The sequence below is a fragment of the Streptomyces sp. YIM 130001 genome (assembly GCF_003574445.1).
Lineage (GTDB): Bacteria > Actinomycetota > Actinomycetes > Streptomycetales > Streptomycetaceae > Streptomyces.
Genome location: NZ_KZ984578.1, coordinates 13244 through 29690 on the forward strand (window position 1 = coordinate 13244; position 16447 = coordinate 29690).

The following is a 16447-nucleotide window of genomic DNA, read 5'->3' on the forward strand; positions in this document are numbered from 1 at the left end:
CAAGTTCTGTCCCTGGTCGACCGTCGATTCACCCCATCGTGCAGGCGCTCGGAGTGAATTCCGGGGGTGCGAGGGGGCGCATCCGGCGAGAGTTCTGTCGCGCTGATCATCGCGGGCCTACCGTCGAACGCACAGGCGCGGCAGGGAGGTTCGACGATGCTGGCAGTCGGTTCCCGGGCGGGCGCCGAAGAGGCGCTCGTCCGGATCTGCGACCCGGCCGGGCGGCTGCGTGGCGCGGCCTTCGCGGCCGACGACCGGGGCACCCTGATCACCAGCCATGAGGCCGTCGACGGCCTGCCCGGGATCGTGCTGCACCTGCCCGTCGGCGCTGCTGTCGGCAAGCCCTCCGGATGGACCGATGACGACGGCGCGCCTGACGCTCGTGCCACGCCTGGCGACGCTTCGTCGACTGCTGCCGGACAGGCCGCCCCTGCCGACGACTTCACGTACGCCGTGGATGCCTCCGACATCGTGCTGCTGCCCGAGGCCGGGCTTGCCCTGATCCGCACGCGGGATCTTCAGGTGCCGACACTGCCCTTGAGCACGCGCGCGTACGGGGCGTTGGAGCCCGGGACGTACGTCCACTTCCACGCGCGCGGCTGGCGCGAGGCACGTGTTCTCGCCGCCCACGACTCCGTCGTCTACGAGGCGACAGCCGGTCGGCGCGAGATCGGTGCCGTCCTCGAACTCGCCGTCGGCACCGACGGGAGCGATGCGCTGCGGCGCGGGGGAGGGGCGACCGGCGGTCCTGTCATCGACACCCGCACGGGGGCGGTGCTCGGCATCCTCGGTACGGCGCTGCGGGCGGAGCACGGCAGCGCCGCGGGTTTCGCCGTCCACCTCGCCTCCGCAGCGGCCGCGGAACGCCCCGAGGGCCCGCTCACCGCCGTGCTGCGGCGCAACGAAGTCGCGGTCCCCGCTCACGGCGACGACCTCAACCTGGCTGCAGTGCTGCAGCTGGCGGCCACGTCGGTCGGTTCGGAGGGGCCGAGGGACGGGGCATGTGCGGGGGACGCTGTGGAACGGCCCGCGCTGGAGCGGGAGTTCGGCCGGTTTCTCCAGGGTGGCGGGGCTGTCGGCGGGTGGGGCGATGCTGTGTCCCGGGCCGGCTTCTCCGGACGGGGCGCGGTGTCCGGGCCGCCTCAAGTGTTGGCTCTGGTCGGGGATCCGGGATCGGGGCGTACGACCGCGCTCGCATCGCTTGCCGCTCGCCGGGCCAGCGGTGCGGAGCCCGCGCCGACGCTGTGGCTGCGGGGTGCGACGCTGCGGGGAGGCGACTCGTCCGTGGCCGATGCGGTGGCGCGGGCGTTGGGGGAGGCCGGACGGATCGTCGCGGCGTCGGGGGAGTACGTGGCCGGGGGTGCGGGTTCGGGGACGGCGGACGAGCGGACTTCGGCGGTGCCGGGTGGTGTCCGGGGCGCGCACGGTCCGGGACGGCCGGCCGGTGCGACGTCCGACGAACGGGGTGCGGGTGCCGCCGGGTCGGGTGCCGCGGACAACGGACCGCTCGGCGACATCGGGCCCGAACGCGTCGCTCGGCTCGCGCGCGATGCGGGGCGCCCGTTGCTGGTGGTGCTCGACTGTCCCGAGGAGATGCCGCCTGGTCTGGCCCACCGCCTCGCCGAGTGGACCGCGGGGACGGCCGACTGGCTGAGGGCCACCGGCGCACGCATGATCGTCGCCTGTCGCGGGGCGTACTGGGAGCAGGCCGGAACGCACCTGCCCGCCGACCTGCTGTACGGGCGCGACCCGCGGCTGCCGGGCTGTGTGCGGATCGGCGACCTCACCGGGGAACAGGCTGCACGCGCGCGTGCCCGGTTCGGCGTGCCCGACAACGCACTCGGGCCCGCCGATGCCGGACATCCGCTGACGCTGCGGCTCGTCGCGGAACTCCGGGGTGCGCTGCCGGACGGCTTCTCGGGGCGTCCGGCCAGGGACGACGTTTTCGCCGCCTACCTGGACCTGATGTGCCTGCGGGTCGCGGTGCGGCTGGCGGCGCCGCGCGGGCTGCGCGGGACCGCGGTCACCCGCCTCGCCGCGAAGGTGGCGGGACAGGTGCACGAGGCCGCGCGGCGCTGTCTGGGGCCGGGGCAGGGGGAGTTGGACCGGGCCGGCTTCGAGTCGGTCTTCCCGTGGTCGAGCGGACTCGCGTCCGCGGTGCTGACCGAGGGGCTGCTGGTCCCGGCCGGAGACGGATACCGGTTCGCCCACGAGGAGTTCGCGGACTGGATGCAGGGGACGCACCTGGATCTGGACGCCGCGCTGTGGGCGCTGGTCCACCGGGTCGTACGGGACACGGATGCGGCATCGGCCGCCTCGCGCGACCACGGGGAGGGCCTGGACGGCCGGGCCCGGGCTGCTGAGGGCTCTGCCGCGGTCACCGAACGGGAGCGGTTCGTACCCCGGCAGGGGGGTGGTCGGGCGGGACGTGGGTCTGCGCGGCGGCGGAGTGCCGGGCGGGGGGCCGGAGTGCGTACGGAAGGGCCTCGGGCGGAGTCTCCTGCGGCGGAACCGCGTGCGGGACGGGCCAGGGCGGAGACGGCGTCTCCACGGCTCTCGGCGGCACGCGGAGGGCCGCCCGTTCCGCGGCATCGGATCGGGCCCGTGGTGCAGGCTCTGCTGCGTCTGGACCGTCAGGGCGGTGCCGCTGAAGTGGCCCGGCGCCTGGCCGAGTTGGTCCGCGTGTGTCAGTACTTCGAGCGGATCGGGGTGGGAGCGCCGCGGAGTGACGAAGCGGCTGGGTCCCCGGGCGGGCGCGCCGGTGGGGCCGTTGCCGGGAGTCGGGAGTCCGCTGAACGGGGACCCCGTGGAACGGCAGCCGGAGACGTGACGGCGGCGTACGCAGCGGGCCGGGAAGCGGCGAGCGGGGCGGAGGGAGTCCGTGGTCGGGGCATGTCCGGTGCGGTGGTGGCCGGCGAGCACACGGACGGCGTGGACGCGGACCGTGGGCCGTGGGCGGCCGGTGCCCCGGGAGCGTCGCGAGCGGACCGACAGGTGGCCGTTGAAACGGCGGCTCCTGGTGGCGCGGACGGCTCCGGTCGGGCAAGTGGTGCCGGCAGCGCGGGACTTGAGGACGACACTGCGGCCTCGCAGCAGCGTGCGGCCCTCGCACGCGACGCCGCCGCGGCCGACGCGGTGTGGTGGGCGGCGCAGTTGACGGCCGAAGTGCTGACTCGAGTGCCCGACGCCGGGCCGTACTCGCCCGTGCTTCGGCTGCTCGTGGAGCGCGTCGGCGACACCGGGGTGCTGCCGCGCACCGGGCGGGGCGACGACTGGGCCGGTGAGCCGGCCGGTTCGTCCCGGGTTCGGCAGGGAACGGGTCCGATCGGTCTCGAACGGCATGGAGCCGAGGCTGTCCCGGCACAGAGTCCGGGGAACACGCGTACCTGTCCGGACGACGCTGACGAGGTGTCCGGCGGCGCGGCTCAGGCGGCCGAGGAGTCCGGAGCGGCGTCCGCGAGTGTCGATCCGCTCGGGTGGCCGCGGGAGAGCACGGAGCCCGCGCCGGCCGGAGCGTCCTGGGGGATCGGACCGTACGGAGCGGCTCCGACGACCGGGACGAACCGGACGGTGGACGTGCTGCCGGCGACGGAACAGCCGCAAGACGCGGCCCGCCCGCACCCGCAGGCACCGGACCACGCCCCCGTCGGCCCCGGCGCCACGGACGGGCACGCAGCGGGGAGGCGGCCCTTCGACACGTTCGGCGTGTGGTTCTGGCGCGGCCTCGCCCTGCCCGCGGTGGAGCGGATGGAGCTGCTCCGGTGTCTGGTGGTGGCCGACGGCGGCCGGGGCGACGAACGCTTCCTCGACGGGGTGGCCGAGTGGCTGCGGGACGAGCCAAGGGTCGTACAACCGTTGCTGACCGGGTGGTTCGGGGACCGGCGGGCGCTCAGGTCGGCGCCGGAGGCGACCGTCGAGCGGGCGGCGCAGGCGCTGTTGCACACCCACCGCCACGGGGCCATCGACGACCTGATGGAGGCCCTCGTCGGCTGCGCCCACCCGCTGGGCGACGAACTGCTCGGTGCCCTCGCCGAGGACGAACCGTCCGCGATGTGCCGCGCGGTCGACCGCTGGGCGCACGACCAGCGCCCCGAGCGCCGGGTGGCCGCAGCCGCGTACGGCCTCCGGGCGGCTCCGGGTGCCAGGAGCGAGGCCGACCACAGTCTCCTGCGGTACGCGGCCCTGGCGCTGCTCGCCCGCCCGGCCGACTGCACGCTGCACGGCAGCGCACTCGCCCTGCTCGTACGCGACCCCGTGAGCCGGGACCGCTACCTGGAGCTTGCGCTCACCCGCTTCGAGGCAGGGGACCCGCAGGTGACCGCCGCAGCGGTCGCCGCCGCGCTGCCCACCCACCCGGATCCGGTGCTGGCCGCCTTCCGGCGGCGGCTCGCCGAACCGGGTCCGGTACCGGGTGACCTGCTGCGGACCCTCGCCGCGGTCACCACGCCGCCCCTGGCCCGCCGGGTCGCCGTCCTGGTCCGGGACTTCCTGGCGGTGCGTCCCGAGGCGGCGGGCGAGGCGGCCGTGTACATCGACGCCTGTCTGGAACAGGGCCGCCACGCGCGCGTGGTGCTGCATCCGCTGGTGTCCGGACTGATCGGCAGCGCTCCGGTGCGGATCAGGACCGCGCTGGCCCGGGTGCTCGCGGACCCGGGTACGCCCGCGTCCGAGGAGCTGCGTGGCGAGCTGCTGGATCTGCTGCTCGACACCGAGCAGGACCCGGACGTTCTCGACGCGGTCCTGTGCGCGCTCGCCGCGCGCCGCGCCGGACGGTCCGGGGCCGCCACCCGCGGTCTCGTGCGGCGTACCGGCCTGCTCCTCGTCCGTACACCCGAGGGGGCGGGCCGCTTCGACCGGCGGCTCGTCGACCTCGCGCGCGTGGACGACGATCTGGCGCGGACCGTCGCGGGCTGGATGGCGGAGACCCCCGGGGAGTGGGCCGCCCTGATCGGCCCGAGCGCCCGCCGCATGATCGCGAACCTGGCGGGTGCCGGCGAAGACCCGGCGTCCGTCACCGACGGCGTCGCCGGGCGGCCCGCCGTCGTGTGACCTGGGTGGCTTCCCGGCCGGAAGGCGGCATCCGATGCGAGCTGCCCGGGCCCGGCATGGCACCCTTGGATCTGCGCAACGCAACCCATCAGGACGTACACAGGTTCGGCGAGGAGCAAACACCGTGCAGCGCTGGCGTGGCTTGGAGGACATCCCCGAGGACTGGGGGCGCAGCGTCGTCACCATCGGTTCCTACGACGGGGTGCACCGCGGCCACCAGCTGATCATCGGGCGGACCGTGGAGCGGGCCCGTGAGCTCGGCGTTCCCTCCGTCGTCGTCACCTTCGACCCGCATCCGAGCGAGGTCGTACGTCCGGGCAGCCATCCGCCGCTGCTCGCGCCGCACCATCGCCGTGCCGAGCTGATGGCCGATCTCGGTGTCGACGCACTGCTCATCCTGCCGTTCACGGCGGAGTTCTCGAAGCTGTCGCCGGCCGACTTCGTGGTCAAGGTCCTGGTCGACAAGCTGCACGCGCGCGTGGTCGTCGAAGGCCCCAACTTCCGTTTCGGCCACAAGGCCGCCGGCAATGTCGCGCTCCTGACCGAGCTCGGCACGACCTACGACTACGAGGTCGAGGTGAACGACCTGCGGGTGACCGGAGAGGCGGGCGGCGGCGAGCCGTTCTCGTCGACCCTGACGCGCCGCCTGGTCGCCGAGGGGGACGTGGCCGGCGCCGCGGAGATCCTCGGGCGGCCGCACCGGGTCGAGGGCGTGGTGGTGCGCGGCGCGCAGCGCGGGCGTGAACTCGGCTTCCCCACGGCGAATGTGGAGACCCTGCCGCACACGGCGATCCCCGCGGACGGCGTGTACGCGGGATGGCTCGAAGTCGCCGGCGAGGCGATGCCCGCGGCCATCTCGGTCGGGACGAACCCGCAGTTCGACGGGACCGAGCGGACGGTCGAGGCGTACGCCATCGACCGGGTCGGGCTGGATCTGTACGGGCTGCACGTGGCGGTGGACTTTCTCGCCTTCGTGCGCGGCCAGCGGAAGTTCGACTCCCTCGAGCAGCTGCTCGAGGCGATGGGCGAGGACGTGAAGCGGTGCCGGGAGCTGATCGGGGCGGCATAGCCGCTGACGGGTCCCTCGGCCGGAGGTGCGCGCCTGACGCCTGGGCGGCCGGTCCCCGCACGCCGAGCGGGCCGGTCGTTCGGCCCGCCCGGCGCTCCCGCCCGTAGGGCAGACGCCGTCAGGGCGCCGGGGCCCCCGCCACGGCCCAGTGGCAGGCCACCTGGGTCGCTCCCGTACCCCCGAGGACCGGCAGGTCCTCCCGGCGGCATGCGTCCGCGACGCCGGCCCGCTCCGCCTCGCCCGAGGCCAGCACCTGGCACCTCGCGTGGAAGCGGCAGCCCGACGGGATCCGGGTCGGGTCCGGCGGCTCGCCCGCGAGCACCACGGGTTCGCCGCCGGCCTCCGGGAGGACCGACAACAGGGCCTGGGTGTACGGGTGTTGAGGGGACGTCAGGACGTCCTCGACCGACCCCGTCTCCACGATCCGGCCCAGGTACATCACCGCGACCCGGTCCGCGATGTTCCAGGCGAGACCGAGGTCGTGCGTGACGACCAGTGCGGAGAGGCCGAGTTCCTCGCGCAGGCTGAGCAGCAGCGCCAGGATCTCGCCGCGCACCGAGGCGTCGAGCGACGCCACCGGTTCGTCCGCCACGATCAGTTCGGGGTCGAGCACCAGGGCTCCGGCGATCACCACGCGCTGTCGCTGGCCGCCGGACAGCTCGTGCGGGTACCGGAGGAAGAAGCGCTCCGGCGGCCGAAGCCCGGCCCGGGACAGTGCCTCGGTCACCTTCTCGCGCTCGTCGCCTGCGTACCCGTGGATGCGCAGGCCCTCGGCGACCGCCTCGTACACGGTGTGCCGGGGGTTGAGCGAGCCGCTCGGGTCCTGCAGCACCAGCTGTACGCGCTTGCGGTACGCCTTCAGCGCGCGGCCCTCGTACCGCAGCGGGCCCCCGTCGAAGGACACGGCGCCCGCGGTCGGCTTGACGAGGCCCAGCAGTGAACGGGCCAGCGTCGTCTTGCCGCAGCCGGACTCGCCGACCAGCGCGACGATCTCGCCCGGTGCGATGTCGAGATCGACCCCGTCGACCGCGCGCGCCTCGGGGGCTCCCCGGCGGCCGGGGAAGGTGATGTGCAGCCCGTCGGCGCTGAGCAGGGGGGAATCGGTCATCGTGTGCTCCTCGGCGGACGCCCGCTGCGTCGCCCTGTGCTTGTCGGCGGGTTCCGGTGTCATGACGTGGGACCAAGGGGGCGTGTACGTACGCCGGTCGGCGCCGAGGGACGCGACTGCGGACCTGTCCGGCGGCTCGCCGAGTGCGGCGGCGTCATCGTGCCTGCTCGACCACGGCCGAGGACGCGCCCACATGGACGCAGGCCGCCCGCCGCTCCGGTGCCGCCGAACGCAGTTCCTGGTCCTCGGTGGCGCAGATGTCCAGGGCGACCGGGCATCGCGGGTGGAAGGTGCAGCCGCCCGGCAGCGCCGAGGGGTCCGGCGGGTCGCCGGCGAGGCCGCGCGGCGCACGACGGGACGCCGGGTCGCCGATCCGCGGGAAGGCGCCGGACAGCGCCTTGCCGTACGGGTGCCTCGCGTCCTCGTAGACCTGCGCGGCCGGGCCCTCCTCGACGACGCGTCCCGCGTACATCACCGCGAGGCGGTCGCAGGTGTCCGACAGGACGGCCAGGTCGTGACTGATCATCACCAGGCCGAGGCCCTTCTCGGACACCAGCTCCTCGATCAGGCGCAGGATCTGGGCCTGGATCATGACGTCGAGCGCCGTCGTCGGTTCGTCGGCGACGATGAGGCGGGGGTCGCAGGCGAGTGCCATGGCGATCATGACGCGCTGTCGCTGGCCGCCGGAGAGCTCGTGCGGGTAGGCCTCGGCGCGGGCGGCGGGCAGGCCGACCTGCTCCAGGAGTTCACCGACCCGCTTCTTCGCGGCGGCCGGAGAAGCCGTGCGGTGGATGAGCATGGGCTCGGCGATCTGGTCGCCGATACGGTGCACCGCGTTGAGCGAGTGCATCGCGCCCTGGAAGACGATCGACGCACCGGCCCAGCGCACCGCGCGCAGCCGGCCCCACTTCATGGTGAGCACGTCCTCACCGTCCAGCAGCACCTCGCCGGTGGTCCGGGTGCCGGCCGGGAGTAGCCGGAGCAGGGCGAGCGCCAGGGTGGACTTGCCACAACCGGATTCGCCGGCGATGCCGAGCTTCTGGCCGGCCGCGAGCGACAGGTCCACGCCACGTACGGCGGCCGCCCCTGAGGCGTAGGTCACTTCGAGATTCCGGATGTCCAGGAGACTCAACGGGTCACCCCCAGCTTGGGGTTGAGTACGGATTCGATGGTGCGTCCGCACAGGGTGAACGCGAGGGCGACGACGGCGATGGCCAGCCCGGGAGGAGCCAGGTACCACCAGGCACCGGAGCTCACGGCGCCCGCCTCGCGGGCGTCCTGGAGCAGTCCGCCCCAGGAGACGATCATCGGGTCACCGAGCCCGAGGAAGGCGAGAGTGGCCTCGGTCAGAATCGCCTGGGAGATCACCAGGGTGGTCTGGGCGAGCACCAGCGGCATCACGTTGGGCAGCACATGGCGGCCCATCACGTGCCGGTGGCCGCCGCCGAGCGCCGTGGCGCGTTCGATGTACGGCCGGGACTCCACGGCCAGCGTCTGGGCGCGTACGAGCCGGGCTGTCGTGGGCCAGGCGGTGACGCCGATCGCGATGACCGTCGTCCAGATGGACTTGTCCATCACGGTGGCCAGCGCGATCGCGAGCACCAGGGTCGGCATCACCAGGAACCAGTCGGTGATCCGCATGATCACGGTCGAGTACCAGCCGCCGAAGTGCCCCGCGGTGATCCCGACCAGAGTGCCGATGGCCACGGTCAGGAAGGCCGCGAGCAGCCCGACGGTCAGTGACACCCGAGCGCCCCACAGCAGCAGGGCGATCAGATTGCGGCCGAACTGGTCGGTGCCGAGCGGGAATTCACCGGTCGGCTCCTCGAGCGGTGCGCCCGGCGCGTCGGTGACGTTCTGCGCGTCCGAGCCGGTGATCAGCGGCGCAGCGAGGGCGAGCACCGCGATCAGGACGAGGATCGCCAGGCCTGCGACTCCGGCCCGGTGGCTGCGGTACTGCTTCCAGAACTGGACCACCGCCCGCCGGCGCCGGGCGCGGGCCACGCTCCGCGCGCTCGTGGCGGCGGACTTGGCCGTCTCACCGGCCGGTGCGGCCGCCTCGGGCTTCGTGCTGTCGGTCTTCATCGGCCCACCCGGGGATCGAGCAGCGGATAGATCAGGTCGGCCAGCGTGTTCATCAGGATCACCGCGGCGGCGAACACGAAGAACAGGCCCTGTACCAAAGGCAGATCGGGCACACTCAGCGCCTGGTAGAACAGTCCGCCGAGCCCGGGCCAGGAGAAGACGGTCTCCACCAGGATGGCGCCGGCCACCGTGTTGCCCAGGTTCACGAACAGCAGGGTCACCGTCGGCAGCAGGGCGTTCGGCACCGCGTGCTTGCGGCGCACCTCGTCGTCCCTGAGGCCCTTGGCGCGGGCCGTGGTCAGATAGTCGCTGCCCATCTCGTCGAGCAGCGAGGAGCGCATGACCAGAAGGGTGCGCGCGTACTCGACGGCGACCAGGGTGAGTACCGGCAGGATCAGGTGGTGCGCGACGTCGATGACGTAGCCGAAGCCGCTCTCGCCGCCGGACTCCATACCGCCGGTCGGGAACATGCCCGGGATCGGGCCGATGCCGACCGACAGGGTGATGATCAGCAGCAGTCCGAGCCAGAACGAGGGCACCGAGTACAGCGTCAGTGCGAACGCCGTGTTGAACCGGTCTCCGAAGCGGCCGTGCCGCCATGCCGAGCGAGAGCCGAGCCAGATGCCGATGAGGGTGTACAGGACGAAGGCGGTGCCGGTCAGCAGCAGGGTGGCCGGAAGCGCCTCACTGATCTTGTCGACCACCGGGGCCTTGAACTGGTACGAGGTCCCCAGATCGCCGGTCAGCGCCTTGCCGCAGTAGTCCGTGAACTGCTGCCACATCGGCAGATCGAGCCCGAACTCCTCGCGCATCGCGCGGATCTGCTCACTGCTGACCTGCCGCCCGCCGGTCATCGCCTTGACCGGGTCACCGGGAATCAGCCGGAACAGGAAGAAGCTCGTGACGAGTACGGCGAACAGTGACACGGCCGCGCCGGCCAGCTTGCCCGCCACGTACCGCAGATACGCGGCGGTCGATCGGTTGAGGGGCCCGCGGGCCGACGGCCCGGCCGAGGCCGGACCGTCGGGCACCGCGTCCTGATCACGTGCGGTGGTGCTGTGCGTCGTCATGGACTATTCGCGCTCTTCCGCCGTCGAGCGGCGGCGCCGTGCGATCAGGAAGCCGCCACCGGCGAGCACCACGGCCGCGACCGCGATGCCGACGACGACGCCCGTGGAGCTGCCGCCGCTGTCACCGGAGCTCTCGGAGGAGTCGGCCGGGACCGCCGACCACCAGCTCCAGTAGCCGTCCTGGCCGTAGATGTTGCCCGCGCTCTTCGGCATCGTGGTGATGGACTTGATCTGGTCGGTGCGGTAGGCCTCGACCGCGTTCGGGTACGCCATGACGTTCATGTACCCGCTGTCGTAGAGGCGCGACTGCATCTGCTTGACGATGTCCGCCCGCTTGGCCGGGTCGTACTCGGCCAACTGCTTCTCGTACAGGTCGTCGAACTTCTTGTCGCAGATGAAGTTGTCGGTCGCCGCCGTCTCCTTCGGCTTGGCGGGGAGCGCCGCACAGGTGTGGATCGACAGGACGAAGTCGGGGTCCGGGTTGACGGACCAGCCGTCGAAGGCCAGGTCGTACTCGCCCGCGTACCAGGGGTCCGTGACGTTGTCCATGCAGTCGACCTTCAGGCCGATGCCGAGGTCGCCCCACCACTCCTTGAGGTACTTGCCGATCGCCTTGTCGTTCGGGTCGGTGGCGTGGCACAGCATGCGGTACTCGAGCGGCTTGCCGTCCTTGCCGACGCGCTTGCCGTCGCCGTTCTTCTTGTAGCCCGCGTCGTCGAGGAGTTGGGCCGCCTTCTTCGGGTCGTACGCCAGCTTCTGGTCGGCTTCCGGTTCCCAGAAGTAGTCCTTGAAGCGCGGCGGGATGTAGCCGGCGCCTTCTTCCGCGTAGCCCTGGAAGACCTTGTCGATGATCGTCTTGCGGTCCACCGCGGTGAACAGCGCCTGACGGACCTTCTGGTCGTGCAGTGAGGGGTGCCCGTCACCGAACTTCTTGCCGTCCTTGGTGCGGGCGCCCGGGTTCGCGGCGATCGCGAAGAAGCGGCGGCCCGGGGCGTCGTTGACCTTGATGTCGTCGGTCTTCTTCAAGGATGCGGCCTGCGCCGGAGTGAGGCTCGGGCTGCCCGCGACGAAGGAGACCTCGCCCTTGCGCAGAGCGGCGACCGCGGCGTCCTGGTCCTTGTAGTAGCGGAAGACCAGCTCGTCGAACTTGGGTGTGCCGCGCCAGAAGTCCTTGTTGGCCTTCAGCTTGACGTAGCTGTCGACCTTGTAGTCGGTGACGATGAAGGGGCCGTTGCCGACGATCGGGAACTTCTTGTCGTTGTTGAACTTCGCCAGGTCACCCTCCTTCTCCCAGACGTGCTTGGGCACGATCGGGATGTCGAGCGCCGTCATGGTGGCCTGCGGCTTCTTCAGCTCGACGACCAGCTCGGTGGGGCTCGGCGCGGTGACCTTCTTGAAGTTGGTGACGAAGCTGGCGTTCTGGAGGGCCGAACCCTCCTTGGTCATCAGCTTGTTGTACGTCCAGGCGGCGTCCTCGGCGGTGGCCTGCTTGCCGTCGGACCACTTGGAGTTGTCCCGGATCTTGTACGTCCAGGTCAGCTTGTCCTTGGAGGTCTTCCACTCGGTGGCGAGGCCGGGGATCGTCTTGCCCGTCTCGGCGTCGTAGTTGGTGAGGAAGTCGTACATCAGGCGGTGCACGCTGGTGCTGATCAGGCGCTGGGCCACGAACGGGCTCAGGGAGTCGACACTTTGGGCCACCGCGACCGTCAGAGTCGACTTGTCGTCCTTGGCCTCCGCCTGCTGCGGGACCGGGTTGAGTGGCGTGGCGAGCCCGGCGGTCAGGGTGAAGGCCGCGGCGCCCGAGGCGAGCAGCAGCCGCAGCCGACGGCGCGCTCGAACCGGTCTGGCGTGTAGATCTCTTCTGTCCATGGGGCGTTGACCTCGGATCGGTGCTCGACGCTGCTCGCGCAGGAAGGGCAGTACGAATACGACGGGTGAAACGGAACCTCTGGTGGATCAGGGTGGAACGTGCTGCGCCTGTGGGCGTGGATGGTGAGAGTGTCTATCAGCGGTGGTTTAGACATGTCAACGGTAGGTGAACACGGTGTGGCCTGCGGGAACGCGTGAGGGCTCACGCCGTTTTCGCGGCGTGAGCCCTCATTGGTTTAGTCCCCTGAAAGGGGCGTCAGTGGGGAGCCGTTGGCGGCTGGCCTCCCTGACCTCCCTGGCCAGTGGGTGGCATACCTCCTGGTGGGACAGGTCCGTGCAGGCCGTGGTCGGGTTGCCCGGCCTGCCCCGGTTCCTGCAGCTGCTCCGGGTACGGCTGCTGTCCCGGCGGGAGCGCCTGGCCGGGCCCGCTCGGCTGAACGGGTTGTTCCGGCTGTGGAGTTGAGCCCGCGGGCAGCTGTGGCTGCTGCCCGGGCGCCTGTTGCCAGCCACCCGGGGACTGGGGGTGGCCGGGCTGCTGGGGGTACGGCTGGGCCTGGCCCGGGTACGGCTGTTGTCCAGGTTGCTGGGGCTGGCCCGGCTGCGCCCCGCCGTACGGGGGCTGTTGGGCGTACGGCTGTCCTTGTTGCTGGGGCAGCGGCTGGCCCGGCAGCGGGGGCGCCACGGTCGGCGGGACGCTGCCGCTGCTCTGCGTCCACAGACCCTGCTGCTGCTGGTGGCGGGCGAAGTCCTCGGCGACCAGGGCGGACAGGTTGAAGTACGCCTCGCGGACCTTCGGCCGCATCATGTCGAGGTCGACCTCGGCGCCGGCTGAGAGGTGCTCGTCGAAGGGGATGACGACGACGTCGCGGCAGCGCGTCTTGAAGTGGCTGACGATGTCGTCGACCTTGATCATCTTTCCGGTGTCCCGGACGCCGGAGATGACCGTGAGCGAACGCGACACCAGGTCGGCGTAACCGTGCGCGGACAGCCAGTCGAGTGTGGTGCTCGCACTGCTCGCGCCGTCCACCGAAGGCGTCGAGATGATGATCAACTGGTCGGCCAGGTCCAGGACTCCACGCATCGCGCTGTAGAGCAGTCCGGTGCCCGAGTCGGTCAGGATGACCGGGTACTGCTTGCCGAGTACGTCGATCGCGCGGCGGTAGTCCTCGTCGTTGAACGTCGTGGAGACCGCCGGGTCCACGTCGTTGGCGATGATCTCCAGGCCGGACGGCGCCTGGGAGGTGAACCGCCTGATGTCCATGTACGAGTTGAGGTGCGGGATCGCCTGGACCAGGTCGCGGATCGTCGCACCGGTCTCGCGGCGCACCCGGCGGCCGAGCGTGCCGGCGTCCGGGTTGGCGTCGATGGCGAGGATCTTGTCCTGCCGTTCGGTGGCGAGGGTCGCGCCCAGCGCGGTCGTGGTGGTCGTCTTGCCCACGCCGCCCTTGAGCGAGATCACCGCGATCCGATAGCAGGAGAGCACCGGCGTACGGATCAGCTCGAGGCGCCGCTGCCGCTCCGCCTCCTCCTTCTTGCCGCCGAACTTGAAGCGCGACGCTCCGCTCGGGGAACGGCTGCTCTTCGTCTTCTGCTTCTTGCCGATCAGCCGGTCCGACGACAGCTCGACCGATGCCGTGTACCCGATGGGCGCGCCCGGAACCTGACGGTCCCGCTGGTCGTGGGTGATCGGCTGGGGCCAGGCGGCTCCGGTGCGGGGGTCGGCGGTGGGAGGTACGGGCGGTGCCGTGTCGCCGGACTGGGGGTAGGCGTAGCCGCCCGGGGCCTGGGGTGCCTGGGACTGGGCGGATCCGTCGGCGTACGGGGGTTGTTGCTGTTGCTGCTGGTGCGGGATCGGGGCCGGCAGGTTGGGAGTGGGTTCGCCCGGGGTGGGCTGAGGTGCGGCCGGGGTGCCCGGGTGGGGGAAGCCGTAGCCGGGGGGTGGTGTCTGGGGCGCCGCCTGGCCCTGGGGGGCGGGGTAACCGCCTTGCGGAGCTTGGGGGTTGGGCGCTGGGTGGGCCGGGGCCGCAGGGAAGCCGGGGGGCGGCGACGGCTGCCCCGAAGGGGCGGCCGGCGGCAGCGGGCCGGCGTCGGGGGCCGCGGTGGGCTCGCCCGGGTGGGCCGGTGTGGCCGCGGGCGGCGGGAAGGCGGTGCCGCCCGCAGGGGGCGGTGCGGACTGTTCGTCGGCGCCGGAAGGTGCCCCGGACGCGCCCGCCGTGGCGGGCCAGGCCGGCGGCGCGGGCTGCGGGCTCGGTGCCTGCGGCTGGGCCGGGGACTGCGCCTGGGCGGCGGGCTGTTCCGGCTTCGGCCACTGCGGCGCGGGCGCGGGTGCCTGCGGCTGCGCCTCGCCTGCGGACCTGAAGGCGGGCGGCAGCGGCGGGAGTCCGCCGGCACCCTGGCCCGTGGTCGCCGGCCAGGCCTGACCGGTGTCGGGGGCCGCCTGCGGGGGAGCGGCGGGTGCATCGTGCTGCTCGTCGCTCGGGGCGGACGAGGGCAGGCTGCCCGGCGCGGGCGGAACGCCGTCCTGCACCGACGGCACGCTGTCGTGCACGGGCGGGATGCTGTCCTGGACGGGTGGGGCGCTGTCCTGGGTCTCGGGGATGCGGTCCTCGATCTCGGGTGAGTCCGGGACGACCGCGTCGGCGGACGACGGGGGCAAGTCCTGGGGCTCCTGCGGCAGTCCGGGGACCGCGTCGTTCACGGCGGCGGAGGCGTCCTCGGCATCGGGAGCGAGTTCCGGTTCCGGTTCCGGTTCTGCCACTGGTCCGGCCTCCGCGTCCTCCGGTGCATCCGGTTCCGCTGTCGTGGCGCTGGGGGACGGGAACGGGGTTGCGACGTCGCCCCGGTCGACCTGCTTGTCCCAGGGGCTGGGCGGGGGAGCGTCGGCGGGGGTGGCGTCCGATACCTCGGCGTCCTCGGTGGAGTCGTTCACCGCGGAGTGGAAGCTGTCGATGGCGTCCGGCTTGCTGTCGGCGATTCCGGCGCTGTGCGTGCTGTCTGTGCTGTCGGTGCTCTCGGCGTCGTCCGAGCTGTCGATGCCGTGAGAAAGGGACGTCAGGCTGTCCGACGCAGGGGCCCCGGCTGCTGGAGCCCATGCGTCTGCGTCTGCGTCGGCGTCCGCATCCGAGAGGGCATCGGCAACCGCGTCCGCGTCCGCAACCGCTTCCTCGGACTTGACCTCGTCGAGTTCCGCTTCGTCTTCCGCGGCGAAGGGGTTCCCGAGGTCGGAGTCGCTCGCGTACGAACGCTCGCCGTCCACGCCGTCCGCGCTCACACCGTCCGCGCTCACGCCGTCCTCGGCTTCGTCGCTCGCATCCGTCGCCTGGTCGAAGCCGCCGGGAAGGTCGATGCCGGGGTCTGCCGAGCCTCCCGCCGCCAGGACGGCGGCCGAACCGTTGGCCGACGACCGTGCAGCGGCGGAGTCCGCGTCCGCGTCGTCGCGTATCGGCTCCCCGTCGCCGGAGGCAGCGGCCCGCTCCGCGATCTCCCGCTTGAGTGAAGCAGCGGAGAACCGGATGGTCGCCGGGCTCTCCAAGTCCCCGCCACCCACGGCGTCGTCGGGCACCGCGGTGAGCCGAGCCGTCTCGGGGGTCGGCTGAGGTCCCGGCGGTACGGAGGCCGCGGCGGGCGGCGCATCCGGAGCGGCGGGCGGCGCCGGGGGCGCCGGCGGGGTGGCGGAGGAGGGCCAGTTCGGCTCGAAGCCGCTGCCCGCCGGGAGCCCGGGAACGCTGACGGGTGGCCCGGAGGGCGGCGCCGGCGGCGGAGCGGCCGGACTGCTGTCGGAATCACCCGAACTCGCCGCATTCTGGGTGTACCAGGCGGGCGGCGTGTAATCGATGGTGAACTCGCCCGTCACCTCGGGCTCCGCGTCGGACTGATCATCGCCGGGTGTGTTCCAGCCCCCGCGGATCTCGTTCCGATCGCTGTTCACAATGCCTCCTGGTGTGGTCGAGCACCCTGTTGCCGTGGATGGGGGCGAACGTGTGTCGCCAGTCGTCCAGCCCCGGCTCTCCCCCAAGGGACGCGCACGAACCGGCTACGGGTTCTGGCACCGCTCCCCGGGCCAAGACTAATCACCAGGAGTGCCCGTACGGCAGGCCCGGCAACGTGCGTTCGCGTGCCCCCTGCGTCACGTCCTGCCCTGAAGTGACCTGTCTACGCCGCACGGTGACGGCGGAATCCGACAAGACCGGCCAAAAG

At 72.3% G+C, this 16447-nt stretch carries 8 protein-coding genes; 2 read left to right on the plus strand and 6 right to left on the minus strand.

Annotated elements, in window-relative coordinates:
- The first annotated feature begins 156 nt into the window (after positions 1 to 156).
- Positions 157 to 5049: a hypothetical protein gene (locus tag DSC45_RS36690; RefSeq protein ID WP_240435007.1), complete on the plus strand. Its 4893-nt coding sequence runs from the start codon at positions 157 to 159 to the stop codon at positions 5047 to 5049.
- Positions 5050 to 5173: 124 nt separating this feature from the next.
- A complete protein-coding gene (locus DSC45_RS34150; RefSeq protein WP_119295926.1) occupies positions 5174 to 6118 on the plus strand; it encodes a bifunctional riboflavin kinase/FAD synthetase in 945 nt (314 codons plus the stop codon).
- A gap of 118 nt (positions 6119 to 6236) precedes the next feature.
- Here DSC45_RS34150 and DSC45_RS34155 read toward each other — a convergent pair whose 3' ends face one another.
- From DSC45_RS34155 to DSC45_RS34180, 6 genes are all read right to left on the minus strand, one after another.
- Positions 6237 to 7226: an ABC transporter ATP-binding protein gene (locus DSC45_RS34155; protein WP_119295954.1), complete on the minus strand. Its 990-nt coding sequence runs from the start codon at positions 7224 to 7226 to the stop codon at positions 6237 to 6239.
- Positions 7227 to 7380: 154 nt separating this feature from the next.
- On the minus strand, positions 7381 to 8358 hold the full coding sequence (locus DSC45_RS34160) for an ABC transporter ATP-binding protein (RefSeq protein WP_119295927.1): 978 nt from the start codon (positions 8356 to 8358) through the stop codon (positions 7381 to 7383).
- The gene (locus DSC45_RS34165) at positions 8355 to 9311 is read right to left on the minus strand and encodes an ABC transporter permease (protein WP_119295928.1); all 957 of its coding nucleotides are present in this window, start codon (positions 9309 to 9311) and stop codon (positions 8355 to 8357) included. Before DSC45_RS34165 ends, DSC45_RS34160 begins: the two co-directional genes overlap by 4 nt.
- Positions 9308 to 10381 carry an ABC transporter permease gene (locus DSC45_RS34170; RefSeq protein WP_119295929.1) on the minus strand — a complete coding sequence of 358 codons (1074 nt, stop codon included), beginning with the start codon at positions 10379 to 10381 and terminating at the stop codon, positions 9308 to 9310. Before DSC45_RS34170 ends, DSC45_RS34165 begins: the two co-directional genes overlap by 4 nt.
- A 3-nt stretch (positions 10382 to 10384) precedes the next feature.
- The gene (locus DSC45_RS34175; protein WP_119295930.1) at positions 10385 to 12250 is read right to left on the minus strand and encodes an ABC transporter substrate-binding protein; all 1866 of its coding nucleotides are present in this window, start codon (positions 12248 to 12250) and stop codon (positions 10385 to 10387) included.
- A gap of 256 nt (positions 12251 to 12506) precedes the next feature.
- Complete coding sequence (locus DSC45_RS34180) at positions 12507 to 16178, minus strand: SCO5717 family growth-regulating ATPase (RefSeq protein ID WP_119295931.1); 3672 nt, start codon at positions 16176 to 16178, stop codon at positions 12507 to 12509.
- Positions 16179 to 16447: the final 269 nt, after the last annotated feature.